Annotated in this window: 23 protein-coding genes and 2 pseudogenes; 17 read left to right on the top strand and 8 right to left on the bottom strand. The window is 70.5% G+C overall.

Features of this window, described 5'->3' with window-relative positions; all coding sequences use genetic code 11:
- Window positions 1–159: a hypothetical protein gene (locus SVTN_RS44095; RefSeq protein WP_159026398.1), complete on the top strand. Its 159-nt coding sequence runs from the start codon at window positions 1–3 to the stop codon at window positions 157–159.
- 1,060 nt (window positions 160–1,219) lie between these two features.
- On the top strand, window positions 1,220–1,555 hold the full coding sequence (locus tag SVTN_RS00560) for a hypothetical protein (RefSeq protein WP_245727405.1): 336 nt from the start codon (window positions 1,220–1,222) through the stop codon (window positions 1,553–1,555).
- Here SVTN_RS00560 and SVTN_RS00555 read toward each other — a convergent pair.
- Together SVTN_RS00555 and SVTN_RS00550 are read right to left on the bottom strand one after the other, a co-directional pair.
- Entirely contained in the window at window positions 1,550–2,344 is a 795-nt protein-coding gene (locus SVTN_RS00555; RefSeq protein WP_159026397.1) for a hypothetical protein, read from the bottom strand. The two genes, SVTN_RS00560 and SVTN_RS00555, sit on opposite strands and share 6 nt — an antisense overlap.
- A gap of 53 nt (window positions 2,345–2,397) precedes the next feature.
- Window positions 2,398–3,420 (bottom strand): Lrp/AsnC family transcriptional regulator, encoded by a 1,023-nt coding sequence (locus SVTN_RS00550; protein ID WP_159026396.1) that lies wholly within the window; start codon window positions 3,418–3,420, stop codon window positions 2,398–2,400.
- 127 nt (window positions 3,421–3,547) lie between these two features.
- Between SVTN_RS00550 and SVTN_RS00545 the strand changes: the two genes are divergently transcribed.
- The 9 genes from SVTN_RS00545 (at window position 3,548) to SVTN_RS44085 (ending at window position 12,940) form a co-directional block, all read left to right on the top strand.
- Window positions 3,548–4,783, top strand: coding sequence for a M20 metallopeptidase family protein (locus SVTN_RS00545; protein ID WP_041127327.1), 1,236 nt, complete (start codon window positions 3,548–3,550; stop codon window positions 4,781–4,783).
- Between the two features lie 147 nt (window positions 4,784–4,930).
- Window positions 4,931–6,355, top strand: coding sequence for a purine-cytosine permease family protein (locus tag SVTN_RS00540; protein ID WP_052498809.1), 1,425 nt, complete (start codon window positions 4,931–4,933; stop codon window positions 6,353–6,355).
- Window positions 6,356–7,287: 932 nt separating this feature from the next.
- Window positions 7,288–7,812, top strand: coding sequence for a hypothetical protein (locus SVTN_RS44950; protein WP_052498808.1), 525 nt, complete (start codon window positions 7,288–7,290; stop codon window positions 7,810–7,812).
- Window positions 7,813–7,928: 116 nt separating this feature from the next.
- Window positions 7,929–8,090 carry a hypothetical protein gene (locus SVTN_RS44090; RefSeq protein WP_159026395.1) on the top strand — a complete coding sequence of 54 codons (162 nt, stop codon included), beginning with the start codon at window positions 7,929–7,931 and terminating at the stop codon, window positions 8,088–8,090.
- Between the two features lie 523 nt (window positions 8,091–8,613).
- The gene (locus SVTN_RS00530) at window positions 8,614–9,552 is read left to right on the top strand and encodes a MurR/RpiR family transcriptional regulator (protein WP_041127326.1); all 939 of its coding nucleotides are present in this window, start codon (window positions 8,614–8,616) and stop codon (window positions 9,550–9,552) included.
- A gap of 556 nt (window positions 9,553–10,108) precedes the next feature.
- Complete coding sequence (locus SVTN_RS00525; RefSeq protein WP_218922672.1) at window positions 10,109–10,774, top strand: VOC family protein; 666 nt, start codon at window positions 10,109–10,111, stop codon at window positions 10,772–10,774.
- Window positions 10,775–10,854: 80 nt separating this feature from the next.
- The gene (locus SVTN_RS00520) at window positions 10,855–11,289 is read left to right on the top strand and encodes a YdeI/OmpD-associated family protein (RefSeq protein ID WP_041127324.1); all 435 of its coding nucleotides are present in this window, start codon (window positions 10,855–10,857) and stop codon (window positions 11,287–11,289) included.
- A gap of 82 nt (window positions 11,290–11,371) precedes the next feature.
- Window positions 11,372–11,833, top strand: a complete 462-nt coding sequence (locus tag SVTN_RS00515; protein ID WP_218922671.1) for a DoxX family protein — start codon at window positions 11,372–11,374, stop codon at window positions 11,831–11,833.
- A gap of 789 nt (window positions 11,834–12,622) precedes the next feature.
- Entirely contained in the window at window positions 12,623–12,940 is a 318-nt protein-coding gene (locus SVTN_RS44085; protein ID WP_159026394.1) for a hypothetical protein, read from the top strand.
- Here SVTN_RS44085 and SVTN_RS43550 read toward each other — a convergent pair.
- Window positions 12,891–13,463 (bottom strand): transposase, encoded by a 573-nt coding sequence (locus SVTN_RS43550; RefSeq protein ID WP_107072726.1) that lies wholly within the window; start codon window positions 13,461–13,463, stop codon window positions 12,891–12,893. The two genes, SVTN_RS44085 and SVTN_RS43550, sit on opposite strands and share 50 nt — an antisense overlap.
- 51 nt (window positions 13,464–13,514) lie before the next feature.
- Here SVTN_RS43550 and SVTN_RS00500 point away from each other — a divergent pair, with 51 nt between their 5' ends.
- Both SVTN_RS00500 and SVTN_RS00495 read left to right on the top strand, forming a co-directional pair.
- Window positions 13,515–13,754 (top strand): hypothetical protein, encoded by a 240-nt coding sequence (locus tag SVTN_RS00500; protein WP_052498807.1) that lies wholly within the window; start codon window positions 13,515–13,517, stop codon window positions 13,752–13,754.
- Window positions 13,755–13,762: 8 nt separating this feature from the next.
- Window positions 13,763–14,443 carry a cysteine hydrolase family protein gene (locus SVTN_RS00495; protein WP_041127321.1) on the top strand — a complete coding sequence of 227 codons (681 nt, stop codon included), beginning with the start codon at window positions 13,763–13,765 and terminating at the stop codon, window positions 14,441–14,443.
- 302 nt (window positions 14,444–14,745) lie between these two features.
- Here SVTN_RS00495 and SVTN_RS00490 read toward each other — a convergent pair whose 3' ends face one another.
- The 3 genes and pseudogenes from SVTN_RS00490 to SVTN_RS00475 form a co-directional block, all read right to left on the bottom strand.
- Window positions 14,746–15,126: a hypothetical protein gene (locus SVTN_RS00490; protein ID WP_245727404.1), complete on the bottom strand. Its 381-nt coding sequence runs from the start codon at window positions 15,124–15,126 to the stop codon at window positions 14,746–14,748.
- A gap of 33 nt (window positions 15,127–15,159) precedes the next feature.
- A pseudogene (locus tag SVTN_RS00485) lies at window positions 15,160–15,899 on the bottom strand (IS5 family transposase); the annotation flags it as partial.
- A gap of 131 nt (window positions 15,900–16,030) precedes the next feature.
- Window positions 16,031–16,525, bottom strand: coding sequence for a hypothetical protein (locus tag SVTN_RS00475; RefSeq protein ID WP_041127320.1), 495 nt, complete (start codon window positions 16,523–16,525; stop codon window positions 16,031–16,033).
- A 270-nt stretch (window positions 16,526–16,795) separates the two neighbouring features.
- Between SVTN_RS00475 and SVTN_RS40815 the strand changes: the two genes are divergently transcribed.
- Entirely contained in the window at window positions 16,796–17,755 is a 960-nt protein-coding gene (locus SVTN_RS40815; protein ID WP_052498806.1) for a peptidoglycan-binding protein, read from the top strand.
- Between the two features lie 83 nt (window positions 17,756–17,838).
- Here the strand turns inward: SVTN_RS40815 and SVTN_RS00460 are convergent, their stop codons facing one another.
- Together SVTN_RS00460 and SVTN_RS46490 are read right to left on the bottom strand one after the other, a co-directional pair.
- Complete coding sequence (locus SVTN_RS00460; protein WP_052498805.1) at window positions 17,839–19,134, bottom strand: tetratricopeptide repeat protein; 1,296 nt, start codon at window positions 19,132–19,134, stop codon at window positions 17,839–17,841.
- Window positions 19,135–19,361: 227 nt separating this feature from the next.
- A pseudogene (locus tag SVTN_RS46490) lies at window positions 19,362–19,559 on the bottom strand (helix-turn-helix domain-containing protein); the annotation flags it as partial.
- 258 nt (window positions 19,560–19,817) lie between these two features.
- Here SVTN_RS46490 and SVTN_RS00455 point away from each other — a divergent pair.
- From SVTN_RS00455 to SVTN_RS00445, 3 genes are all read left to right on the top strand, one after another.
- A complete protein-coding gene (locus SVTN_RS00455) occupies window positions 19,818–20,069 on the top strand; it encodes a hypothetical protein (RefSeq protein ID WP_041127318.1) in 252 nt (83 codons plus the stop codon).
- 276 nt (window positions 20,070–20,345) lie between these two features.
- On the top strand, window positions 20,346–21,668 hold the full coding sequence (locus tag SVTN_RS00450) for a geranylgeranyl reductase family protein (protein ID WP_425428936.1): 1,323 nt from the start codon (window positions 20,346–20,348) through the stop codon (window positions 21,666–21,668).
- A 771-nt stretch (window positions 21,669–22,439) separates the two neighbouring features.
- Window positions 22,440–23,534, top strand: coding sequence for a baeRF3 domain-containing protein (locus tag SVTN_RS00445; RefSeq protein WP_041127317.1), 1,095 nt, complete (start codon window positions 22,440–22,442; stop codon window positions 23,532–23,534).
- Window positions 23,535–23,560 lie beyond the last annotated feature (26 nt).

Raw genomic sequence — 23,560 nt, 5'->3', positions numbered from 1 at the left:
GTGTCCGCCTTCGCCTTCGGTCTGCCGGCCGACGTCTTCCTGGGGCGGTGGCTGCTGGTCACCGCCTGCCTCTTCGCCGCCTCGGCGGCCGTCCTCGCCGTACGCCTCTGGAACGGCGGCAGGGACGCACGGAAGGCGCAGGCCCGCGCCCGCGCGTAGACCAAGGCCCGGGCGCGGCAGCGTAGAGCCGGGAAGTGAGGGCCTCGATCACTACGGCCGGATGGGGACTGGTGTCCATGTCGAGTTCGCCGGACACGGCCACGACGGTCCGGCCGGAGGAGACGGAAGTGACACGTCGAAGGCGCCAGGCATGGTCTGGTCCGCCGTTCACATCGGATCCCCTTACGGTCGGCTCCCTGAACGGGGCGGAGGAGGCCGTCGAGCGCGCGGCACCGAGTCGTACACAGCCGAGCAGGACCGCCCGCACCCTCCGTCGACCCGGTCCCATGCCGAGAGGGGCGCCCGACGCGTGTTTCGTCTGGTCAGGCTCCCCGGGCCTGCCCCTGGAAGAAGCCGAGCCTCTTCGGCGAGTACGACACCAGCAGATTCTTCGAGTGCTGGTGGTACACGCCTCGTGTTGCCGCTGACCAGCGGAAACGGCCATGATTCGGCCAAACTGCAGGTGGCTGGTCCGCGTATGGCCCGGATCTTGGTCGGCATGGAGGGGGCCTCTGGCCGATGGCCCGTGAGGGCGGCGAGTTGGCACACGAACAAGGGGCGGCCGACAGGTCTCCGCGGAGCATGCCTCGATCCAACGCGCCACGAGAGAGAAAGCCGCCAGGCTTGGACCGCGGAGCGGGCAACCCACCGGCTGTGCTACCGGAAGGCTGCTCCGCTTCACCGCGATCGAACGCAGCTAGGACGTGTATCGAAAACGCTGTTCGCGGTGTTCGTCGGTGACTACGTGCAGGGCTGGATGCACGAGCCGAGGGTCGTACGCGCCACCCACCCAGTCACAGAGTTGAACGCGTTCAACTAGCCTGACAGGGTATCTCTCCACGGCCCACCCCTATCGGTTGGCCGATACGGGCTGAGGGCGGGAGGCCCTGGTGGCGGGCGGAAGCAGGCTGCGTGCGTGGGGGCCCCTCGGCGGCTTGATGGCGGTTTTGGCCGCCCTGACGGCATGTGCCGGCCCCTGTCACTACTACGAGGGAACAGGGATCCACGAGACTACGACGGCCGAATCGCTGGGGGCTGGGAAAACGTCGAGGAGACCCGCGTGGTGCTCCGCAAAGACGGAACGGCTCTTCTCGAAAAGCTCGACGGGCAAGACTTCGACTTCGAGGACGGATGGCGCCTCTCCGGTACGGGAAGCTGGCAACTGACCGACGACGATGGCGGACAGGTCGTCCGACTCGCACTGACAGCCCGGACCCGACTGGAGAGCCGTTCCCCCGCGACGGCCACTGACGCCTCGACTCCCGAACCCCCATCGACACACTCGTGGTCCTTCTGTGTGGACCGCGATCAGCACGACGAGTTGAAGCTGTTCTTCTTCTACGGCGATCCCGACATCGGGAACACATACGTGATGACGCGCGAGACAGGTTCATAGCCATTCGTTGATCGCTGCGACCAGCACAGTCGCCTCATAGCGGACCGTGAGCTTGCCGTAACGCGTGGCGACCGCACGGTTCCGCCTGGTGGACACTGAAAGATCGTTCACGGAAGTGCGGACAGAACCGAATTCGACGAGTCCCATCATCACCAGCCGCTGCTCGGCGCGGGCGAGGCGGCGGGGGGCGACCAGGACGCTGGTTGGGGCGGCGGGGTCAAGTGACTGGGAAAGGGCAGCGAGGGTCTTCACACCGAGGTCGACGCCGGCGGTCCCACGCCGGCGCTGCCGCTGTGACGGCTGCTCGGGGACAGTCATGGCGACCTTGCGCAACACGGAGGCGTACCAGCGGTGGCCGGCCCGGGAGACAGTCGCGGACTGCACGACCGCCCGGCCGCGTTCGACGAGCCGGCCCAGGCGCTTGCCGGAGTCGTGCAGGCGGACCTCACCGATCGTCGGCAGCCGCAGCCTCCGGTACGTCGCCAACCGGATCGACGGCTTCTTCACGTCGTGGTGAAGACGGAAGGAAGCCCGGGCCCGTCCCTTCTTCTTGAACCGCAGGTAGCCGACCCTCCGCCCCGCCCGCACACCGCGCAGCGAATCGAGCCAGTTCCTCCACGCCCGGTCCACGTCCGCGAACGCCGACTGAAACGCGTACGTGCTGACCTCGTGCCACCACGGACACGGCCGCTCCGGACCGGCGTCCGCTTCTGGAAGGCTCTTCTCCGGCGGACAGTCACTCTTGTCGGTGCGTTTTCCCTGTTCGAGGGCAGTGTTGTCGGCGTACACGTAAGAAAAGGTTCGTACGCCGACACATGACTACTGGTGTGCCGGAAACACCGTCATGCCGGGATCGCCCAGGGCCCCATCGGAACGGTGCGGCTGCTGTGTCCGGCGGCGTCGAAGACGCGGCCCATGCGCTTGGCGGTGTGCAGGGCGATGGTCCGGTCCAGCACCGCGAGGGTCGGGCAGCGCGCGGCCAGGTCGACCTCCAGATGGTGCACCTCGTCGACCGAGCGCAGCCACAGAATCACCAGCAGGTTGTGGGTGCCCGCGGTGGTGGCGATGAAGCGGACGCTGGGGACGGCGGCCAGAGAACGGGCGACGCTGCTCAGGTCGGCGGCGGGCACCCGTGTCCACAGCGAGACCGTCACCGGGCGTTCGATCAGGGGCGCGGCCACGTCACAGCGCAGGGCGGCCTCCCCGGTGGCCAGCAGCCGTTCGCAGCGGCGTCGCGCGGTGGCCGCGCTGGTGCCCGTGCGTTCGGCGAGCTGCTGCCACGGCATCCTGCCGTCCCGGCTCAGCTCCGCGAGCAGCCTGCGGTCCAGCTCGGACAAGTGTCTGGCGGCCGGCCGTGCGGCCGCTGCCCCGAAGGAGCGGGGGAGCGCCCCGTGTGCGAGGGCCTGGGACTGGCCCGGGTCGAGCGCGTCGAGTCGCCACCGGCTCGCCTCGGTGACCACGGTGGTGGCGATGGTCACCGTGGACCCGACCACCCCAGGAAGCCGTTCGACCCGGTCCAGCAGATAGCGCGTGAACGCGCCGGGCCCTGGCGTGATCACTTCGACGAGCAGGTCGTGACTGCCCGCGGTGATCTCGACGGTGACGGCGGCCGGGTCGTCGACCAGCGCGGCGGCCACGTCCTCACGTCGCCCGGGCGCGCACCGGAGCGAGACGAACGCGACGAACGCGTCGGCCCGCGGGCCCGGCACAGCGGTCACCCAGGCCGTGCCGCTCGCCTGGAGCTGTTCCCAGCGCCGTGAGGCGGTCGCGGCGGTACAGCCCAGCACGGCGGCCAGCTCGGACCAGGTGGCGCGCGGCTGTACCTGGAGCGCGTGCACCATTGCCAGTTCTTCCTCGCCGATCATGCTCGTTCCTTGCGTTTGTCCGGTCATTTATGACTGATTCGGTCTGTGTGGGCCGTAGATGTGTCGTCACCCACATCATCGTCCCAACCGCCGAGCCCCTCCCCAGGGGAATGCCCGAGGGAACACGATGAACCTTCTTGACGACCTTCTCGACGACACCGGAGACATGGCCGGCGATCTGATCCGGCTGCGCCGGAGTCTGCACCGGGAACCCGAGGTCGGGCTCGCCCTGCCGCGGACTCAGGAGAAGGTCCTGGCCGCCCTGGACTCCCTGCCCGTGGCCGTCACCCAGGGCCGGTCACTGTCCTCGGTGACCGCGGTGCTGAAGGGCGCCAGGCCCGGACCGACCGTCCTGCTGCGCGCCGACATGGACGCGCTGCCGATCGCCGAGCAGACCGGCCTGCCCTTCGAATCGCGCTTCACCGACCGCATGCACGCCTGCGGGCACGACCTCCACACCGCGATGCTGGTCGGCGCGGCGCAGCTGCTCGCCCAACGGGCCGACCGGATGGCCGGCCAGGTGGTGCTGATGTTCCAACCGGGCGAAGAAGGAGGCCACGACGGTGCCGCTCTGATGCTCCAGGAAGGCGTGCTCGAGGCCGCCGGGGACCGGCCGGTGGCCGCCTACGCCCTCCACGTCAGCGCGCGGCACTACCCGCGCGGCCGCTTCGCGACCAGGCCCGGGCCGCTGATGGCCGCCTGCGCGCGGCTGGACGTCACCGTCCACGGCAGCGGTGGCCACGGGTCGGCCCCCCACCATGCCCGCAACCCCATCCCTGCGGCCTGCGCCATGGTCGGCGAGCTCCACGCCTACCTCTCCCGCGGCGTCGACCCGCTGCAGCCGGTCGCCCTGAGCGTGGGCACCATCCACGCCGGAACCGCGGCCAACGTCGTCCCGGCGACCGCGCACTTCCAGGCGACCGTCCGCACCTTCGACCCCGCCGTCAGCGACCAGCTGGCCCGCGCTCTACCGAGGCTGTGCGAAGCCGTCGCGGCCGCGCACGGCGTCCGCGCCGAGGCCCGCTACCTCGTCGAGTACCCGGCGACCATCCCCACCCCCGAGGAGTCGCTCTTCGCCGCGGACGTCACCCGCGAACTGTTCGGGGAGCGGCGCTACCAGGACATGGCCCAGCCGCTCACCGCGTCGGAGGACTTCTCCCGCGTCCTCGACCAGGTGCCGGGCACCATCGTGCAACTCGGCGCCGCACCGGCCGGGCAGAGCCTCGAACACGGGCCCGGCAACCACTCCCCGCACGTCGTCTTCGACGACCACCTGGTCGCCGACGGCGCCGCACTGTACGCCGGGCTGGCCCTGGCCCGGCTCCTCCGGGAACCCGGCCCCGCCGACCGCCCGCTCGGCTGACCCGAACCGCGCCAACCTCCGCCCCGTCACCCCGCCCCGTCATCCTGCTTCGTCACCCCGCCCCGCCACCCCGCCACTCCCACCCCGGTGTCGCCCGGTCGGCCGGCTCCCGGCCGCCCCGTGACACCCTCACCGCTGGAGACATTCATGGAAAGACAGCCCGGCCGAACCACCTCGGTCGAACAGCGCTCGATCGACCACGTCCCCGCCGAGGAACGCCACGGCAAGCCATGGCACCTCTTCACACTCTGGTTCGCCTCCAATGTGCAGATCACCGGGCTGGTCAACGGAGCCCTCGCCGTCATGGTCGGCCTCGACCTGCCCTGGGCAATCTTCGCGATCCTGATCGGCAACCTGCTCGGCGGCGTCTTCATGGCCTGCCACTCGGTCCAGGGACCGAGGCTGGGCATCCCCCAGATGATCCAGAGCCGCGCCCAGTTCGGCTTCTACGGCGCGATCCTGCCGGTGGCCATCGTGCTGGCCATGTACTTCGGCTTCGCGCTCGAAGGCGCGGTCATCAACGGCCACGCCGTCGCCGGCTGGCTGCACATCCCGTACGTGGCCGCCGTCGTGCTGTCCAATCTGGTCACACTCGCCGTCGCCGCCGCGGGCTACAAGCTGATCCACGCCGTCAGCAGGTACCTGTCCGTCGTCTCGGGTCTCGTCTTCGTCGCCCTCTTCGTCGAGCTGGGCACCCACCTGCCCGCGCACTACCACGGCACTTCGGTCAACGCAGGGACGGTCCTGCTGGCCGTCTCCATCTTCGCCTCCTGGCAGATCACCTGGGCGCCCTACGTCTCGGACTACTCCCGCTACCTGCCCGAGGACACCTCACCCCGGAAGACCTTCTGGTGGACCTACCTCGGCGCGGCCGTCGGCGGCTCCTGGGTCATGATCATCGGCGCCATGGCCGCCGTCATCGGGGCCGACGCGCTCGGGCAGGACGCCATCGGATTCCTGGCCCACCAGTTCCCGGCCATCTCCTGGCTGCTGGCCGCCGCCCTGATCATCGGCGGTGTGCCCGGCTCCGCCCAGAGCCCCTACGGCGCCTTCCTCACCGCCCTGAGCGCGGTGTCCCCCCGCGGGCGGACCAACGCCGGCCCGCGCGCCCGGATGGTCTTCACGGTCGTGTTCACCGCCGTCACCACCGTGCTCGCGATCCTGGTCGGCTCGGACACCATGACCCTGTTCGAGAACATCATCCTGACCCTGCTCTACCTGCTGGTCCCGTGGACCGCGATCAACTTGACCGACTACTACCTGGTGCGCCGCGGCGACTACGACATCGAGTCCTTCTTCCTCAAGGACGGCCCCTACGGCCGGTGCGACTGGGGAGCCGTGGTGATCTTCCTCCTGGCGATCGCGATCGAGTTCCCGTTCATCAACAGCACCGTCTACGAGGGCCCGCTCGCAAGCAACATGGGCGGCGCCGACCTCTCCTGGCTCGTCGGCCTCGTCTTCGGCACAGCCGCCTACTACCTCTACGCGGTACGGATCCGCCGGGCAGCGCCCCTCACCACGGCCGCTCAGACGGGATCGGCGGCGCCCGAAGCCGTCGGCCCCGCCGCCTGAACCTCCGACAACCTCCATCGCGGCAGGTCAGGGGCGCGCCGGAACGGCGGGACGCACAGTTCGCCGGTGAGGGCGAGCACCACGGCGAGGAGGAACAGCGCCTGGCCGACGGAGAGGCGGGAGCCGTAGGCCAGGCCGGCGGTCCGGCGACCGCGATCACTGCGGCCGCCACAAGCGCCACCACACGCCGGACAGCGTCAGGCGGAGGCTGAGTGACGCACCGTGGAACGCTCCCGCCAACCGCGCTGCCGCCGCGCTTGGCGCCACCTTTCCACCGCGCCCTGGGTGAGGGTCGCCGCGATGCTGATGCTGGTGGCCTGGGTGGTGTTGCTGGCGAGGCACCTTCTGCGCCGAGCCCGCGACGTAGGTCTTCTGAGTCGCATGAATCTGCACCCCGAAGGACGCCGAGGCCGGGGCCGGCCGCCCTTGAGGGCGGTCGGCCAGCGGTGTGAGATCGGCGGAGACCAGCTGGCCTTGGCGGGTTCCTCGGCTCGGGCCCGGTACTGGCGAGGCGGTGGGCGGTGATTCTTGAGCCGGCAGCTTGGGCCGTTGACCGCCGGCCAGCGACTGAAGCGTGGTCTTTCCTCGCGTATGTCTGGAAGGGTTGCTCAGAGAGTGTGGTGAGCACGGCCGAGTGTGGTTCATCGGGACCGCGGTTGCTCACCACCGCGCTTACCAGGGCAGCTTCCCGTGCCCGCGGGGATGGTCCCTACGACGACAGGCCCGCGTCGGCATGGCGGGGCTGCTCCCCGCCTGCGCGGGGATGGCCGCTGGTCGCGCAGGTTTTGAGCACGCTCCGGCACAGTTCCTGGGCACCGGTCGAGGAGTGTCACCGGGACCACAGCATGAGTTGGGGCAGCCCGCAGGACGGTTTGCCGGGGCAGCCCGAATTTCCGGGCACTCGCGCGAGCCGTGCTGGCATCGTATGAACCATGGCAGCGATAGACGACACATCCGAACCCGACAGCCCTGTCCGCAGCGCCTATCCGCCCCTGGTGGAGGCAGCGTGGCTGTACCAGGTGGACCAGGTGTCTCCGGAAGACCTGCCGATGACCGCCGCCCAGGCACTCGCAAGGGGAGTGGACACACCGGCCCTGTGCGAGCTCGCCGGTCTGCCGCGCCATGCGGACCCACGGGACATCCGTGACACATTCGAGCAGGCTCTCGAGGAACTGGGGATCACTCTGCCCGATCACCACCTGGCCCGGCGATACGCACTGCGCAGGCTGGCCACGCGATTCACCGCCGGGGAGGTGGATCTCGCCGAGTTGGCATCGGACGAGTGGTCGGAGACGGAGGTCGAGACTGCTGAGGAGCAAGCGTTCGTGGCGCTACTCCCGCCATGTGCGTGCTGCATCGAGTACACGCTGGAGCTCGACGCGGCGGCATGGGAAGCACAACTGCAGGTTGCGGCCTGTGCCTTGGTTTCGCATCCCACTGTCGGGCCGTGCTTCTGACGAGTGGGATCAGCCACTCGCGAACAAAGCCGGGGGATGGCCCCGGCAGGGGTGACCACCCCAGCGGACGTCCTGCTGCTCCCTGTCTGCGTCGGGATGGTCCCGGCGTACTGAGCATGCGCATCGCCGACGTCGTCCTCTGGGGCCTGAGCCCCACTTACGACCTGCGTGACCACCTCGACCGGACGGCCTGTCCGGTCGCCGGAGGCGGCCTGGAGCACGACGAAGGGGGCCGCTATCTGTCCACCTCCGGCTACCGGAACACCTGCCCCGACTGACGACCTTTCCAGGGGGCGCCCACCCGTCGCCCGCAGATCGCCGAGCGGACCCCGGGACGCCGGTGCGGTGTGGTGGGAGGGACGCATTCCGCGTGACGTACGACCGGATCCGCCGGAGAGATCGACTTCCTCGCCCATGCCCTCGCCGGCGACACGACCCGCAGGGAGGAGGCGGTCCGCGAGGCTGCCGAGACCATGCCCCGCTTCCGGCCGCTCGGGGCCGCCGACGTCGTCGAGAAGAACGGGCCGCACGACCCCGTCACCGTCGCCGACCGGGCCGCCGAAGGCGTACCTCACCGGCTCTGCCCCCTGCTCCCGCACCCGCGGGGACGGTCCCTTGCTCCCGCATGCGGGAGGTCTCTCCGGGAGGTCTCTCGCCTCCCGCGTTGATGCGCAGTCAGACGGTTCTGCGCATGCATGGTGGTGTCACGGCGCGGTGCCGGCGGGCCTTTGCCTCGGGTTCATGGGGGCCAGGCTCGGGTGAACTATCTTGGGCGGCAGTGAGATGAGAAGGAGACACTCCGTGGCATCCGGGCAGCAGGCGCGTGCACAGGCGGCAGCGATCACGCCGGGCAGGCGCTCGTCCGAGGCGAAGGAGGAGGCCGGGGCGGCCTCTCCCGCCGAGCGGGTGCGGGCGCTGTTCGGCGGGCACCGGCTGTCTCCCGCGCAGCGGCGTATCGCCCAGTTCCTGACCGATCACCTCACCGAGGCCGCGTTCCTGTCCATCACCGAACTCGCGGAGCGCGTGGGGGTCAGTCAGCCGTCCGTGACCCGGTTCGCCTCCTCGCTGGGATTCAGCGGCTACCCCGCGCTCCGGGAGGCGCTCCAGCCCCTCGCGCTCAGCGCGGTCGCCGGTGCACCGGACGAGGGGGAGGAGCGGCATCGTAACGAGCTCCAGTCGGCGATCGACGCCGAGATCGAGAACCTGGCCTCCCTGCGGCGTGTCCTCGCCGACCCCGACCGGATCGTCGGCATCGGCCGTGAGCTGGCCCGGTCCGTCCCCCTGACGGTCGTCGGCCTGCGGATCTCGGTCTCCCTCGCCGAGTACTTCGCGTACGCCGCGCGGCGCATCCACCCCGATGTCCGGGTGGTGACGCGGGGTGGCAGCGTCGCCTACGACGGGCTGCTCCAGGCGCGCGAGGCGGGCGGCACGTGGGTGCTGGCCTTCGCGATGCCTCGGCACGCCAAGGAGACCCTCGCCGTCGTGCGTGCCGCCCGTGGTGTCGGGATGCGCGTCGCGCTGATCACGGACCTGGCGCTCGGGCCGCTGGCCGACGAGGCCGACGAGGTGTTCACCGCGGGCACGGGCTCGCGGCTCGTCTTCGACTCGTACGCGGCGCCGGGGGTGCTGTCCGCGGGCATCCTCCAGGCCATGGCGGACGCGGACCCGGAGCGTACGCAGACCCGGCTCGAGAAGTACGAGCACGCGGCGGAACAGCACGATTTCTTCCTGAACGACTGAGATCAACCGAAACAACCGAAACGACCGAGACGGCTGGGCCGGAGTTCAGGTCTCTGCACGATCATTTGGCATGAAAATTTTCATGCACTTGCTTACTTGGCGGTATATATATTTACTACAAGGGCCCCACGGCCCGAACGGAACATCGAAGGCCACCCCCTCCTCCTCAGATGGCCCCGATGTTCCGACGGCCCGCGCCGCGTCATCGCGGATGCTCTGTGGCGGCTCCGATCAACCCCTGGGTCGGAGCCGCCGCACAGAGTCACACCCGGGCGGCCCCGCTCTCGTGGTGCACGCTGCACACCAAGGCCGGCGCCCTCCGCACCACCGCCCCCAGGGGCGTGTGATCACCCTCCCTGACGATGTTCAGGTCCTCGTCGAGACCTTCCACGACGCGTCGCATCGAGCGGGTGACGGCGCTGTTGCGGCGGGGCGAGCGGCCCGCGATGCGGGGGCGGCGATCAAGGTGAAAGGGGGCGCCGCGGTGCCTGGCGAAGCAGGTCTCCAGACCGGTCAGGAATCGAGAAGCCCCGGCCGCCGCGCAGCTCCTAGTGTGATGTTCATGGCAACCACCACTTCCTCCGCAGCCCACACGTCCCTCGCGTCCGTCACCCTCGAGGTGGCCGACCTCGACTCCGCCCGCCGCTTCTACAGTGCCTTCGGCGTGGACGAGCACGTACGCCTGCGGGCGTCCGAGGCGCACTCCACCGGGTTCCGCGGCTTCACCCTGGCGCTCACGGTGTCCGGCCCGGCCACCGTCGACGGCTTCGTCGGCGCCGCCGTGGACGCGGGCGCCACGGTGCTGAAGCCCGCCGCGAAGTCGCTGTGGGGCTACAGCGGCGTCGTCCAGGCCCCGGACGGGACGATCTGGAAGATCGCGACCTCGGAGAAGAAGCACACCGGCCCCGACACCCGCGAGATCGACGAGGTCGTCCTGCTGATCGGTGTCGAGGACGTGAAGGCCACCAAGGAGTTCTACGTCGGCCGGGGCCTGACCGTGGCCAAGAGCTTCGGTGGCAAGTACGCCGAGTTCGCCGCTGGCCAGGCCGGCCCCGTCAAGCTGGCGCTGTACAAGCGTCGTGCCCTGGCCAAGGACCTCGGCGTCCCCGTCGACGGCACCGGCTCGCACCGCATCGTCCTCGGCAGCACCGCGGAGGCCTTCACTGACCTGGACGGCTTCGCCTGGGAGGCCGCCGCACCGATCGCCCCCACGGCATCCTGACTCCCGGCGGAGCCGGGCGGGCCGGATCCGCGGTGAACCGCCGGCACAACAGATGAACCACCAGAACGACAGGAGAGATCATGAAGTTTCAGTCCCACGTCGAGCCGCCCGAGCCCATGCGGGGCCTGGAGGTCCCGCCCGAGGTGGTGGCGGCGCTCGGCGGGGGCGCGCGCCCGCCGGTGACCATCACGGTCAACGGGCACTCCTGGAGGAGCCGGGTCGCCATCCTGCGCGGCCGCCACCTGCTCGGCCTGAGCAACGCCAACCGGCACGCCGCCGGTGTCGAGATCGGCGAAGAGGTCGAGGTCGAGCTGGAACTCGACACCGAGCCGCGCGTCGTCGAGGAACCCGCGGACTTCGCCCAGGCCCTGGACGCCGACCCGGCCGCCCGCGCCGCGTACGACAACCTCACCCACAGCCGCAAGCGCGAGCACGTCCGCGCCATCGAGAGCGCGAAGAAGCCCGACACGCGCCAGCGACGCATCGAGAAGGCCATCGCCACCCTGCGGGGCTGACCCCCGAAGACAAAGACTCCGCACGGCACCGCAACCGCCGCGCGGAGGCCTGACCCTGCCCGACTCCCCTGAAGGAACAAGCATGTCGAAGCGGCTCATGACCGGTCTGTACTGGTTTTTGGCCTTCGAGTTCGCGCTGGGCGCCGTGACCAAGTACTGGCCGGGCGACACAATATTCAGCTCCGCGTACTCCGCGAAGTTCGTCGAGTGGGGCTACCCCTCCTGGATGCGCTTCGTGGTCGGTGCCCTGGAAGGTGTCGCAGCCGTCCTGCTGGTGATCCCCAACAAGCGAGCCCGCTTCCTGGGCGCCGCGACGCTGCTGTTCGTACTCACCGGCGCGGCCACCACCCACATCGTCAACCACGACCCGGCGGTGGAGAGCTGGGCCGCGCCCACCCACCTCCTCATCATGGGCATCCTCGCGCTGGCCAATTGGCCCGCCGACTGGCGGGACCTCCTGCGGGCTCCTACCGCGCCGACAGCCCGAGCACCACGGCCGTCCGACGAAATGACAAGGGTGCAGCACCTTGGAGGGAATCCCTGACCTGCACCGACCCGCGGTGCGCCCTCGCCGGACTGCCGCCGCACCGGCGCCGCCAGTCGTCGGCGAACCGCTTCCCGCACCTGTGGGGATGACCCTCTGGTCCACGGGTGTGTGCCATGCAAACTGCTGTGCTCTCCGTGGCCGGGGGTGCCCCCGCGTGCCGTCCGTACGCGTGCTCCTCACTCGTGTGGGGGTGGCCCTGAACCGGGGCTGCGGCGCCGTTCATCGAGATCTGCTGCTCCCGGCATCGGGGGGTGCTCCCGGAGTCGGGAGAGCTCAGCAACTTGTTGTTGCGGTGTCGCGGGCATGCGGCCTGTGTGGGGTCGGCTGTTCTGGTTGCCGGCCGGCGGGTTCGGCAGCCACACTCCGTGGGGTGAGGGCTTTGAGGCCGACTGTGAAGTGGAGGGTTGCTGTGTCGCAGGAGGCGCGTGATGCCAGGCTGGGCCTGACGGGCTTGACCGGTGTGGAGAGAGAAGCTCGTATACGGCTGCTGACGGAGCGAGTTGAGCGGGAGGCCGCCGCGGCGAGGGCGGCACTGCAGGCGAAACGAACGGACAGGGGTGCGGCAGCCGCAGCGTCTGCCCCGGCGCACATCACGGCAGAGGGCGCGGACGTGGACGTCTGAGGCAATTCTGGGCTGCGGCCGAAATCAGAGAGTCCGAATATCCGCAGGAACGCACGGCTGCTGCTCGAGGACATGCCACCGCAGCATGATGGGCTCTCCACTTGCGCGGGGATGTTTCGGAACCCGACTCCGGGGCTTTGCGCCCCGCAATGTTGGATGGCTGCGTGGCGAGACGACAGAAGAAGAAGCGACCCCCCTTCGGCCTGCCCAAGAGGATCGTCCTGCTGGCGACACCGGAGGGCTGGCGCCACAGCATCCTCACCGTGGACGGCGGCATGGTCTGCGGGCGTCTCAGCAACGAGTTGCTCGACCCGGAAGTGGCGCTGGACGCCGCTGCCACGCTGCTGAAGGAATGTGCGCGCGACTTCCACGACAACCTCGTTGAGGTGACGTGGGATCCACGCCAGGAACCCTGGACCTGGACTGGCGAAGTCATTCCTGTTTCCGGGGACGAGGCCGTCTCGGCTGACAGCGGAGGTTAAAAGACAAGCGGCCCCGACCCTTCGACGATGACGACGCCCTCGTCGAACTGCTCCCCGCCTGTATGGGGACGTTCCCATCAGGCACCAAGCAGGACGGGGAGGAGCCGGGTGCTCCCCGCTCGCGCGGGTACGGTCCCCCGAACGACGAGCCGCAGCGCTTCCAGGACGTGCTGCTTCCCACCCGGTCCACCTGCTGTGCCACGGACCAGCCCTGACATCTGCTCGGCAAACGTCCGCCGTCCGCATGAATCGTCCGGACAGAAGAACCTGCGGACCCGAGGGCAGAGGGTGACCAGCCGTCCCGCACTGGGTACGTCGGCGGGGAATCGCAGGTAGGAGCTGCGTATTCGGCTCGATCGGCGGCGGTGGCGATGGCGGTCAGCACGTGTTGGACGTGGGTTTTGCGGAGGCCGTGGTAGCGGCAGCGGCGGGCCCGGTGGTTGTCGACGAGTTCGCAGATGGTGCCTTCGACTCCGGACCGGGTGACGTAGAGCCGTTTCCACCGGCGGTCCTGCTGGTCCATTCTGCGCGACGTCGGCCACCGTGCCGGCAGCGAGTCGGGCCGGGGCGCCGAGTGACGTACCGGCTCAGCTTCCCGGCCGACGTCTTCTACACGTACAAACAACTCCCCGATGGCGCGCGCAGGGACCTCGCGGTCTGCCTTGTCGACGCGCAGGAGAACCCGCTGGGGCACTCCGGGCCGTACGGCGAGGGCGACGGCATCATCCGGACGTGGCCCGCGGGCCACGTCACCGCGCGGATGGATGTGGGTGGCGGAGGACAGGCTCCTCACAGACGTCGGCAGGTCGGCTGAGGAGACGCATGCATTCCGATTCCAAGATCCACAACTGGCGGATCGAACCTCGAGAGTACGCCCGGCAGGAGGAACGGCGCGGCAGACGGCACGCTTACGAGAGCCTCGATCCGGCCCGCACCGCGCTGGTCGTGATCGACATGGTGCCCTTCTTCACCGAGGCCAATCCGTACGTCCGCGGCATCGTGCCCAACATCGGCCGCATCGCCGACGCGCTGCGCACGGCCGGGGGCTTGATCACCTGGGTACTGCCGGCGAACAAGGCACCGTTGGGGAGCCTGAGCGGTGAGTTCTACGGGCCGGCGGTCAGTGAGATGTTCGCGGCAACGGGCGGGGAAGGCGCGCTGCGCTCACGCCTGTGGCACGCCCTTGATGTCCGGCCGGAGGATCCGGTGATGGAGAAGAACGCGCACAGTGCCTTCTTTCCCGGTCGCTCGCCGCTGCCCGGGTTGCTGGCCGAGCGTGATATCGACACCCTCCTGATCACGGGAACGGCCACGAATGTCTGCTGCGAGTCCTCAGCCCGCGACGCGGCCACCACGGGCCTGCGCGTGCTCATGGTCGCCGACGCGAACGCGGCCCGAAGCGATCAGGAGCACAACGCCACACTGCACACGATCTACCGCTCGTTCGGCGACGTACGGGCCACTGACGAGGTAGTGGACCTGATCGGACAGCGCTCGAACTGACGACTGCCCGATCGGAGCCCTGCGGTGCTCCGTTACACGGCGATGCCGTGTAACGGGAGGGAACGAGAGGTCTCCCTCCTCCCGGTCTTGCCGGCACGTGGGCACCGGGAGCGGGCTGGTGCGGTGGCGGACTTGAAGTCCGCGCGCCGCCACACCATCGGGTGGGAGTGGATGCCACCGCAGTGTGTGCTGGTACGCAGTGGGTCGCCGCCAACTTGGAGTTGCAGTTCAAAGGGCTGGTGTGGCCGCTTGCCGGGTACTCACGCTGGTCGTGGGTGGCAGTCTGCGGAGTGGATCGTCTGTCAGCGGTTGACTTCGAGGTTCGTCAGGACGAGTGAGGCGAAGACGGTCAGTCGTTGAAGACCGGGCTGAGCGGCGAGGTTGCTGTGCTGGATGCCGTAGACCGCGTACCAGTTGGCGGCGAGGTCGGTCGCCATGATGGCGCAGGCGAGGTCGGTTCCTCGGCGTCTGCCCCTGATCAGGAACACGGCAGCGAGCGTGTCGAACAGCGCCAGCGAGGACCAGTAGAGGTTGAGCCACCCTGGTGCCCAGTCGTAGGGGCGCAGACCGTGGCTGAGGAGGTCGGTGATGTGCGCGGAAGCGCCGACGAAGAGCAGGACGGCTGCGATGACGCAGGCCGATATGACCGCCCAGCGCGGCGTGTGGTGCATCCATCCGATCACGGTGTGGATCGTCGCACCTGGAGGTGCTGCCCGTCAGGTGGTCGGTCTGCGGTAGCAGATGAGGGCGGCTGTGATCCCGGCGAAGGCCAGGAAGTGTTCGGCCTTGCGCTCGTAGCGGCGGTGCAGGCGGCGGCAGCCGCCCAGCCAGGACATCGTGCGCTCGATCGTCCAGCGGTGCCGGCCCAGCCGCGTGGAGGATTCGATGCCTCTTCGCGCGATGCGGTGACGGATGCCGCGCGAGCGGAGCCAACGGCGCAGGTGGTCGTGGTCGTATCCCTTGTCCGCGTGGAGTTTGGCGGGCCGTCGTCGGCGCGGGCCGCGGCGGGACCGGATCGGAGGAATGCCGCGTACCAGCGGCTCAAGCGCCTGGCTGTCGTGGAGGTTCGCGCCGGAGATCCCGACAGAGACGGGCAGACCGGTCCGCTCGGTGATCAAGTGGATCTTCGAGCCTTTCTTGCCCCGGTCGACAGGGTTCGGACCTGTCAGCTCTCCCCTTTCAGGGCCCGCATGTTCACCGAGTCGATCGCGCAGCGCGACCAGTCCAGGCTGCCGCGCGAGCCCAGTTCGTCGAGGATGACACGGTGCAGCTTGGCCCAGACGCGGGCGGTACTCCACTCGGTGAAGCGCCGGTGTGCGGTCGGCCCCGACGGCCCGAAGACCGGCGGCAGCTGCCGCCAGGTGCAGCCTGTCGTGGCCACGAAGACGATCGCGGCCAGCACTTCGCGGTCCCCGTACCGGCGTCGGCCGCCGCCCTGTGGCCGTGCCGGATCGGGTCGGACTCGGCAGGTTCGGCCGGCAGAGGTTCAGTTTTCTTGTGCACCAGCGGTCAACTACGCGCACCGGATGGGCGTCGTCCTACGGCCGGGGCTGGGACCGGACCGGTCCCAGCCCCGGTAGCGGCTGGTCAGACCTTGCCGTTGTAGTACGTGATGTCCCAGTGGTGCTTCTCGCGGGCGTACACGTTGCCGTTCGGGGACTTGTAGAGCCGGGCCCCGTCGCCGCGCGTGCCGGCCTTCTTGTAGTGCTTCATGATGTACGTGTCGAGACAGGACGTCTGTACCGACATGTCGACCTTGTAGCCGCTGCGGTGAGTGTACGTGCCCCGGGTGCTGTGACCGACCTCGGTGCCGCCGGTGATGACCACTGTGCAGCGGCTGGCCTTCTTGAAGGCGATGGCCCCGGCGACGGTCGCCCGGTTGATGTTCGTGAAGGACGTACAGCCCTTCCGGTTCCAGTCCGAGCAGTTCTTGCTCGACGTCCAGGAGACACCCGCCGCGCGGAACTGCTGGGAGGCGGCCGAGTGGGTGTACTTGGCGGGGGCCGCGTCGGCGGATGGCGCGACCACGAGGAGTGGGGCGGCGACCGCGGCGAGGAGGGTGGGGCCGGTCCACTTGCGCATGACTGTGTGTCCTTTCGTCAACAGACCACCTCACCCGTTCAGGTGAGGTGCGGAGATGAAGTCGTCCCCCGCACCGGAACGGCGGCACGCGGATGTACCGCGGCGGGAGCGGTCGGGACGCCGGGAGCGGTGGCACCCTCCCGGCCCGCACACCGTGCCGCCCGAAGGCCCCGCGCCGCTAGCCTCGGCACCCGCCAGCGCTCATGCATCCATGCACGCATGGATGCACCCGGCTGGCCTGCGACGATGCACATGCATAGGGGATGCGACATGGACCGCACACGGGCCGGCGCGGAGGAACCCGCCCTGATCGATCCGGCCGCGGCGCTCACCGCCGTACTCCGGGCGTGGTGGGAGGGGTGCCCCGGGGTGCGTCCCACACAGAAGGCCCTGGCCCGCCGGGCCGGGGTCGATCAGGCGACCATGTCCCGCTATCTGAACCCGGGACGGCCGACGGCCGCCCCGCCGCCGGTCGTCGAGGCCCTGCACGAGGCCCTCGAAGCACCGGACGGCGAGCTGGGGGAGGCGCTGCTGCTCGCCCGCGCGGCCCAGGAGGCGCGACGCGTGCCACGCGCGCGCGTGCCGCAGGCGCCGGGCGAGGCGATGAGCTCCGGTGCCCCGGGCGCGGTTGTGATCGGGAGTCCGGCCGCCGTCGCCGTACCAGTAGCCGTCCCGGTGTGGGTACCCCGGATCCTGTGGTTCCTGTTCGCCTGCGGGGCTTTCGCGGCGGGCCTCTGGCTGAGGCCGTTGATCGCTCCGCCCGGTACCGGCCCGGGCACCGGCGGCGCCGACATGGTGGCCTCGCGCGACGAGTGGCCGGTCGTGCGCCTCGGCGACGTGCTGTGGGAGGCGCGTACGGTGCAGTACCTGCTCCGGGCGAAGGGCCACGAGGTAGAGGTGACCGGCACCGTCGACCACACCACCGTCACCGCGATCACCGAGTTCCAGAAGTCCCTCGGCCTCGTCCGGGACGGCCGCGTCGGCCCCCAGACCTGGCCGAGGCTCGTCGTCCCGCTCGACGGAGGCGACTACGGTCCGGCGGTCGAGGCACTCCAGTCGCTCCTCACCGGTGCCGGCCATCCGACCGTGGTGAGCGGCACCTTCACCGCCGAGACGGAGGACGTGCTGCGCATCTACCAGGCCGAACGGGGCCTCCCCGTCACCGGCAGGGCGACCGACCGCGACTGGCTGTCCCTGGTGAGCCACCAGGGCCCGCGCCTGCACGGCTGAGACAACCGAGCGCCCGGGGGCAGGACCGTCTCGACAGCTGACACGGGCCCTTCCGGACCCCTCGGCGCAACAGGCAGGTTCGGTCAGAGGAACGGGGCGGCGGGGTATGAGCCGGCCCCTTCCTCCATCGCCCGCAGAGCCGGCGCGGTCCGCTCGGCGGCGGCGTCGGCGACGGCGGTGAACAGTTCGATGGCGTGCCGGTACGCTGCGGCTGCCTCGGCCTGCCGGCCGAGCCCCTCCAAGGCGCAGCCGATGACCTGGTGGGCGCCGGCCGGTCCCCAGGCGTCCTCGCGTGCGTGGAACACGCCGAGCGCCGCCCGCGCGGTGGCCAGTGCCTCCTGATGGTGCTCGACAGCCCGCGCGCACCGCCCTTGTTCCAGGCGGGCCAGGCCCGAGCGCGTTGAGTCCGGCGGCCCGCTCCACGTCGCGCTCGGCACGGGAAGCCGCGGCCCGAGTGACGGGCCGGTCCTGCGCGGCGGACTGCTCGGTGGCGTACAGCCGCAGCAGATCGTGGGTCTGCCGGCGGCCGGGCGCAGAGGCGGGGGTGAGCAGCCCGGCCTCGGCCAGGTCGTCGAGCACCGTGGCGGCATGCCGCCCGTCGCGGCCGCGGCGGACTTCGTACCGGTGTGCCGGGCCGGTACGAGTGGGAGGAGGCGGAAGAGCCGCGCCTGCAGGGGCGTCAGATGCCGGTAGGTGCAGATGAAGGCCTGCCGGACGTCGTTGTCCCCGCCCTTGAGCAGGGACAGCCGGGTGCGCTCGTCCCGCAGCTGCGCCGACAGGTGCGCCAGGCTCCAGGTCGGGGAGATGGCCGGCCGGCTCGCCGCGATGCGTACGGCCAGCCGCAGCCTGCCGCAGGTGGCGACGATGTCAGCGGCCGCGTCGGGTTCGCGTGCGATCCGGCCGGGACCGGCGATGGCGGCGAGCAGGGTTCGTGCGTCCTGCTCGGGCAGAGGGGCAAGGGTGAGGCGGTGGACCCCGGCGAGCCCCGAGAGACGCGAGCGGCTGGTGACCAGCGCCCGGGAGCCGCTGCTGCCCGGCAGGAGCGGTCTGACCTGGGCCTCGCTTGCGGCGTCGTCGAGGACGAGGAGCACGTGCCGCTCGGTGAGGAGGGCGCGCAGGAGTCCGGAGCGCGCCCCGATGTCGGCCGGGATCCGCTGGCCCGGGATGCCGAGTCCGGACAGCAGAGTGCGGAGCGCGGCGGCGGGGTCGGCGTCGGCCCGGGTGTCACGCAGATCGGCGAAGAGATGACCGTCGGGGAACCGGTCGGCCGCCGCGTGCCCCACCCACAGAGCCAGGGTGGTCTTGCCGACGCCGGGCGGCCCGGATACCAGGACGGGCGCAGATGCCGGGCCTGTCCGCAGGGTGCGGAGTTCGGCCACGTCGTCGGCGCGTCCGCTGAAGTCGCTCGGCGCGGGCGGCAGGCCGGCGGTCGTCGGGCGGACCGGCGCGGTGCGAGGCGCTGTCGATGCTGCCGGCTGAGTGGATGCCCGAGCGACAGCGGCTGTCTCTGCGGCTGCCGAAGCGACGGCACTGGCGACGTTTCGCACGGCCTCGGCAGCCGGCAGCTCGCGCCGGGCGACCCGTAACTCCCTTCTGGTAACCCCAGGCGACGCTCATAGCGGCCCAGGATGTCGCCGGAGGGTACGCGTCGGGCGTGCTCCCAGTCTCCGACGGACGTGTGTGAACTGAGATGCAGGAGCCGTGCCAAGGCGCGCTGCGGCAGTCCGCGCTCCTGCCGGACGCGGCGCAGGGTGAGGGCGAGGCGCCGGCGCTGCGGGCGGGCGTCGGTCAAGGGCGTGGGCATGGTCGGAGTCTGGTGGGGAGTGGCCGATCCGCTGGTGGCCGACCGGTCCGGCCGGATTCACTTCAAGGCATTCGCCGACAGGCGGGGACGAGGACGTGAGTACGGAGAGGAGAACGCTGATGGGTCGGCGTGTACGAGCGGCCGGAGCCATGGCTGTGGTGGCGGCGTCCCTGGCTTGGTCCGGAGCTCCGGCCGCCCAGGGCAACCGAGAACACGGCGAACGGCGAAGGCCGGCACCGGGGGAACGCCACTGACGGGGTGTTCAAGCGTGAATGGGCGGACTACGGTGCCCGCGTCATCCGATCCGCGAACTACGAATCGATGGTGTACGTGGTCTGCCAGGTGAACAACGGCGGTTGGGACGGGGTCCACACCCAGTACGGCAGGCCGTTCACCCCCTGGGACAGGCTCAGCGACGGCAGCTACGTCTACGACGGGTGGATCGGCACCCCGACCGTCGCCCAGGACGGCTACTCACCCGGGATGCCGGCCTGCGTCTTCGGCCCGTGAGCCGGAGGGCGAGCCGGGCCTGAACCAGAGGACACGGCATGGACTCTGCCCGGTCCTGCTCCGCCGGACAGGCCCTGGCCCTCCGCCCGGGGACCGCGGCCCCCGCGGACTCCTATCCGCTCCTCATGCTCCAGACGTCTCGCCAGAGGTTGTCCGGGATCACCCGACGTACACCACCACCGGCGCGACCTCTCGCGCGAAGCCCTTCCCGGACAGGCGGCCGCCTCTGCCGCGCCGAACGGACTGCCGGTGCCCGGCGGCGGGCATAGTAGGGGAGTGATCACCAAAAGCGACGGGATCGACGGCGGCCGTGGGGGATCTGAAGGCGCCGGTGACGAGGAGGCGCAGGTCATCGTGGTGGGGGCGGGACCGGCTGGTTCCGCTGCCGCGGTACACCTGGCGCGAGCCGGTGTGGACGTGCTGCTCCTGGAGAAGAGCGGTTTCCCCCGGGAGAAGGTGTGCGGTGACGGGCTGACCCCGCGCGGCGTGCACCAGTTGGTGCGGCTGGGCATCGACATCGACGCGCCGGGCTGGATGCGCAACAAAGGAATGCGCTGGGTCTGCGACGGACACCAGGCGGAGCTGGACTGGCCCCGCCTGGGCGCCCTTCCCGACTTCGGACTCACCCGCAGCCGGCACGACTTCGACGACCTGCTCGCCGCCCGCGCGAGCGCCACCGGAGCGCGCCTGCGCACCCACGTGAAGGTGACGGGCACCCTGACCGACCGGGCGGGGCACGTCATCGGCGTGACGGCCTTGCGTGGGCCGGACGCGGAGCCGGTGCGCTACCGGGCCCCGTTGGTGATCGCGGCCGACGGCGCCTCGGCGCGTACGGCTCTCGGCCTCGGGTTCGAACGGGATGTGAAGCGACCCGTCGCGGCGGCCGCCCGCCGGTACTACCGCAGCGAGGCCCGCACCCACGACCCCTACCTGGAGCTGTGGGCCGACCTGCGCTGTCCCCGCACCGGACTCGACCTGCCCGGATACGGATGGGTGTTCCCCATGGGGGACGGCCGCGTCAACGTGGGCCTGGGAGCCCTGCCGCAGCAGCGGCGGCGCCGGCCCGTGGACCTGCGGGCGGCACTGGAACACTGGCTCCCCCGCCTGCCCGAGGAGTGGGGCCTGCACGAAGGGAACGCCGATTCCCCCTTGCGTAGCGCGCCGCTGCCGATGGGCCTGAACCGGCGACCACAGTACCGCCGGGGCCTGCTGCTCGTGGGTGACAGCGCCGGCATGGTCAGCCCGTGGAGCGGTGAGGGCATCGCCCAGGCGATGGAGGCCGCCGAGGTGGCGGCGGAGACCATCGCCCTGGCGCTGGCCCGACCGGCCGGGCCGCGCCGGGAACACGCGCTGCACCAGTACCCGGCCGAGATCCAGCGCCGATGGGCGCGCTACTACCGGCTGGGGAACCTCGCGGGCGATCTGCTCTTCTCCCGGTTCGGCTACCGGCCGATCCTCCACCCCCGAGTGATGGCGTCGCCGCATCTCTTGCGGGTCCTGGCACGCCTGCTGACCCATGTCGGCGACGAGCCCGCGCAGGACACCACCGACGCCGTCCTCCACGCACTCCTGCGCCTCGTCCCCGTACCGCGGCGATAGCCCGTGCAGTGAGCGAGCGGTCCCTTCTCCAACTCCCGCTCCAGCTGAGCGAACTGCCGCTCCCCGAGCCCGGGCGGCGACTGCGGCCGGCCGAACCGCCCTGCCGCCAGGCCTGACGCCACCGCTCCACCGACCGCACGGCGACCCGAAGGCCGGTCGGAACGTTCTGGCTGGACAAGCTGGTCGGCCCGCTGCCCGTGGGCCTCGACCGGTTGCGGCAGGACCGCATCCCGGAGAAGGCTCTCGCCAGCGGTGCGGATCCTCGTTCACTGCAGCGGGATCGCGGCAGAAGTATCTCGACGAGGGGTTTCAGTGAGCCGTTTTCATCCTGGTGCGCAGGGGTGAAATGGGCTTGTCAGTGAGGGCGGTGACGCGGCAGAGCCCCTCGTCGTCGGCGTGGTGACTCACTCGTCACACCGGCGATGGGTCCGGTCGTTCTGACGCCGTACCGCGACAGCGTCCTGGCCGCTCCGACGACGGGTTCGTAGCCGGCACCGACGAACCCGTCCGTCAACCACCCGCGATCGCCCCGTTCGCGCGTCTTCAGAGGGCGTGCGAACGGGGTTGCGCGTCGGGGAGGCCTCATTCGGCGGCCGGCCCATCAACTCGCGAACAGATCGATTTCGGGCAAAGATGTCAAATACGGGCCGAACTTCGGCGCGCCCAGACCTCGGACGCCCCGCCCGCGCCGGCAGCCGACGGCGGGACCATTTCGACCCGTCGAACCGTTTCGTCGACGTCCGCGGGGAACGACCTTCGGAAGGTGTATTCATGTACCCCGCACTCAGCACCGGCGCGCTGGCCGAGCTGCGCCGGCCCCGCCCGTACCCCGCCGTGTCGCTCGTGATGCCGACCCACCGCCGAGAACCGGACAATGCGCAGGACCCCGTACGGCTGCGCAACCTCCTGGCCCGGGCGGAGAAGGAGCTCGAGGACGACCCGGGCGTGACGCGGGAGCGGCGTGCGGACGTGCTGAGCCAGCTGGAACGGGCGGTCGCCGAGATCGACCTCGTCCATGCGGAGGACGGCCTGGTGATCTACGTGGCGCCGGGCGAGCACCAGGTGTGGACGGTGGCCCGGACGGTCCCGGAGCGGGTGGTGATCGCCGACACGTTCCTCACGCGCAACCTCGTCGCCGCCCGGTCGGCCGAGCGGCCCTACTGGGCGCTGACCGTGGCGGCGGACCGCATCGCCCTGTGGAACGGAGGGCCGGAGCGGGCCGTCGAGCACACGGCCGACGGCTTCCCGCTGACCCGGAGCCTGGAGGACCCGGACGCCGAACGCAAGGAACGTATCGGAGATCTCCCGAGCACCTTCCGGGACGAGGACACGCGCACCTTCTTCCGGGAGGCGCACGAGGCCCTGCGGACCGTCCTCGCCTCCGAACCCCGCCCGCTGTACGTGATCGGCGAGGCCCCCGCGGTCTCGCTCCTGGAAGAGACCGGATCGCTGCCGCAGGGTACGGCCACCCTCCATCAGGGCGGTCTCGGACGCGGGCCCGGGGAGGCCGTACGCAAGGCGGTGTCCCCGCTGCTCGCCGCCCACGCGGAGGCCGTGACGGCCACCCTGCTGGCCGAGCTGGACGCGGCACGGGGCCGGCACGAGTACGCCGGCGGTCTCGACGAGGTGCACCAGGCCGCGAAGGAGGGCCGGATCCGTCTGCTCGCCGTCGAGGAGCACTACCGGACCGTCGTGCGCGACTACGGCGACCACCTCGAACCCGCGGACGCCTCCGACCTCGACTCCCGCGACGACATCGTGGACGAGATCGTCGAACAGGCCCTGGAAAAGGGCGCCGAGGTGCGATTCGTCCCCGACGGCTCCCTGGCCGACGCGAACCGCATCGCCGCCGTGCTGCGCTTCTGACGACGACGCAACGGCCATCGCCCACG

This window comes from Streptomyces vietnamensis, assembly GCF_000830005.1.
GTDB lineage: Bacteria > Actinomycetota > Actinomycetes > Streptomycetales > Streptomycetaceae > Streptomyces > Streptomyces vietnamensis.
This window is presented reverse-complemented; position numbering and strand designations above follow the sequence as displayed.

What these genes read in the sequence shown, in the direction of transcription:
- SVTN_RS00515 (WP_218922671.1), top strand. Translation starts at nt 11,372, where the DNA reads ATGTCGAAGCGGCTCATGACCGGTCTGTACTGGTTTTTGGCCTTCGAG.
- SVTN_RS00495 (WP_041127321.1), top strand. Translation starts at nt 13,763, where the DNA reads ATGCATTCCGATTCCAAGATCCACAACTGGCGGATCGAACCTCGAGAG.
- SVTN_RS00525 (WP_218922672.1), top strand. Translation starts at nt 10,109, where the DNA reads ATGTTCATGGCAACCACCACTTCCTCCGCAGCCCACACGTCCCTCGCG.
- SVTN_RS40815 (WP_052498806.1), top strand. Translation starts at nt 16,796, where the DNA reads ATGGACCGCACACGGGCCGGCGCGGAGGAACCCGCCCTGATCGATCCG.
- SVTN_RS00550 (WP_159026396.1), bottom strand. Translation starts at nt 3,420, where the DNA reads ATGATCGGCGAGGAAGAACTGGCAATGGTGCACGCGCTCCAGGTACAG.
- SVTN_RS43550 (WP_107072726.1), bottom strand. Translation starts at nt 13,463, where the DNA reads ATGGACCAGCAGGACCGCCGGTGGAAACGGCTCTACGTCACCCGGTCC.
- SVTN_RS00545 (WP_041127327.1), top strand. Translation starts at nt 3,548, where the DNA reads ATGAACCTTCTTGACGACCTTCTCGACGACACCGGAGACATGGCCGGC.
- SVTN_RS00475 (WP_041127320.1), bottom strand. Translation starts at nt 16,525, where the DNA reads ATGCGCAAGTGGACCGGCCCCACCCTCCTCGCCGCGGTCGCCGCCCCA.
- SVTN_RS00445 (WP_041127317.1), top strand. Translation starts at nt 22,440, where the DNA reads ATGTACCCCGCACTCAGCACCGGCGCGCTGGCCGAGCTGCGCCGGCCC.
- SVTN_RS00520 (WP_041127324.1), top strand. Translation starts at nt 10,855, where the DNA reads ATGAAGTTTCAGTCCCACGTCGAGCCGCCCGAGCCCATGCGGGGCCTG.
- SVTN_RS44950 (WP_052498808.1), top strand. Translation starts at nt 7,288, where the DNA reads ATGGCAGCGATAGACGACACATCCGAACCCGACAGCCCTGTCCGCAGC.
- SVTN_RS00540 (WP_052498809.1), top strand. Translation starts at nt 4,931, where the DNA reads ATGGAAAGACAGCCCGGCCGAACCACCTCGGTCGAACAGCGCTCGATC.
- SVTN_RS44090 (WP_159026395.1), top strand. Translation starts at nt 7,929, where the DNA reads ATGCGCATCGCCGACGTCGTCCTCTGGGGCCTGAGCCCCACTTACGAC.